Origin of the sequence: Nocardia sp. NPDC056000, from assembly GCF_042269265.1 — a bacterium.
Lineage (GTDB): Bacteria > Actinomycetota > Actinomycetes > Mycobacteriales > Mycobacteriaceae > Nocardia.
Genome location: NZ_JBHJXS010000037.1, coordinates 1 through 1,297 on the forward strand (window position 1 = coordinate 1; position 1,297 = coordinate 1,297).

A 1,297-nucleotide genomic window follows, 5' to 3' on the forward strand; every position below is an offset into this window, starting at 1 on the left:
CGGTTCGCCGAAGGTCCAGCGCGCACCCCACGCGCCCAATCCGAACAGGATCGGTTCGAGCTGATAGCCCGCGTCGGTGAGGACGCTCGTCCGCTCAGGGTTAGTCAGGACCTAAGCCGAGGCCGACAGGCGTAGGCGATGGACAACAGGTTGATATTCCTGTACCACCTCTTCACCGTTTGAGCAATGGGGGGACGCAGGAGGATAGGGCAAGCGCGGTATTGGATATCCGCGTCCAAGCAGTTAGGCTGGGAAATAGGCAAATCCGTTTCCCGTAAGGCTGAGCTGTGATGGCGAGCGAAATATAGTAGCGAAGTTCCTGATTCCACACTGCCAAGAAAAGCCTCTAGCGAGGTGAAAGGTGCCCGTACCGCAAACCGACACAGGTAGGCGAGGAGAGAATCCTAAGGTGAGCGAGAGAACTCTCGTTAAGGAACTCGGCAAAATGACCCCGTAACTTCGGGAGAAGGGGTGCTCTGTTAGGGTGCAAGCCCGAGAGAGCCGCAGTGAATAGGCCCAGGCGACTGTTTAGCAAAAACACAGGTCTCTGCGAAGCCGTAAGGCGAAGTATAGGGGCTGACGCCTGCCCGGTGCTGGAAGGTTAAGAGGAGAGGTTAGTGGCATCACGAAGCTTTGAATTGAAGCCCCAGTAAACGGCGGCCGTAACTATAACGGTCCTAAGGTAGCGAAATTCCTTGTCAGGTAAGTTCTGACCCGCACGAAAGGCGCAACGATCTGGGCACTGTCTCAACGAGAGACTCGGTGAAATTATAGTACCTGTGAAGATGCAGGTTACCCGCGACAGGACGGAAAGACCCCGTGGAGCTTTACTGCAGCCTGATATTGAATTTTGGTACAGCTTGTACAGGATAGGTAGGAGCCTTTGAAGCCGGAGCGCCAGCTTCGGTGGAGGCGTCGGTGGGATACTACCCTGGCTGTATTGAAATTCTAACCCGCACCCCTGAATCGGGGTGGGAGACAGTGTCAGGTGGGCAGTTTGACTGGGGCGGTCGCCTCCTAAAAGGTAACGGAGGCGCCCAAAGGTTCCCTCAGAATGGTTGGAAATCATTCGCAGAGTGTAAAGGCACAAGGGAGCTTGACTGCGAGACCTACAAGTCGAGCAGGGACGAAAGTCGGGCTTAGTGATCCGGTGGTTCCGCATGGAAGGGCCATCGCTCAACGGATAAAAGCTACCCCGGGGATAACAGGCTTATCTCCCCCAAGAGTCCACATCGACGGGGAGGTTTGGCACCTCGATGTCGGCTCATCGCATCCTGGGGCTGTAGTAGGTCCCAAG

The 1,297-nt window shown here is 55.8% G+C and carries 1 rRNA gene; it reads left to right on the plus strand.

Annotation, left to right across the window (positions count from 1 at the left end):
* Positions 1-1,297: ribosomal RNA gene (locus tag ACFC4D_RS46400) — 23S ribosomal RNA — on the plus strand; the annotation flags it as partial.